The organism is Paenibacillus agri (assembly GCF_013359945.1).
Lineage (GTDB): Bacteria > Bacillota > Bacilli > Paenibacillales > Paenibacillaceae > Paenibacillus_AQ > Paenibacillus_AQ agri.
In genome coordinates this window covers 1-432 of record NZ_JABWCS010000142.1, presented here as the reverse complement: position 1 = coordinate 432, position 432 = coordinate 1, and the positions used below count along the sequence as shown (strand labels likewise).

The following is a 432-nucleotide window of genomic DNA, read 5'->3' as shown; positions in this document are numbered from 1 at the left end:
CTCCCAGGACCCTTCGGTCCAAGTACCATCGGCGCTGGAGGGCTTAACGGTCGTGTTCGGGATGGGTACGCGTGGAACCCCTCCGCCATCGCCACCAAACGGGCATTTGCGGTACAAATGCATTATACAGGTCTCAGCATCGCCAAATGCTGAACACAAGTTTTTGAAATACAAGCCACTAGGACTTTATCTCTTATTACTTGATTCCTGAAAACTGAATCCGAATTGAATTTGCGTTTGCCCTTTTTACGGGGCCCCCGGAAAGTACTCGGAATTGGCTTCGCAGCCTCTTCTTCACTTTTTGGGGTAGTTTTTAGGATAAGCCCTCGACCGATTAGTATTGGTCAGCTCCATGCATTACTGCACTTCCACCTCCAACCTATCTACCTCGTCGTCTTCAAGGGGTCTTACTAATTGGGAAATCTCATCTTG

General features: G+C 48.8%; 2 rRNA genes. Both read right to left on the bottom strand.

Annotated features, from left to right (window positions below):
* A 5S ribosomal RNA gene (gene rrf, locus HPT30_RS00715) occupies positions 1-99 on the bottom strand; the annotation flags it as partial.
* A 215-nt stretch (positions 100-314) separates the two neighbouring features.
* A 23S ribosomal RNA gene (locus HPT30_RS00710) occupies positions 315-432 on the bottom strand; the annotation flags it as partial.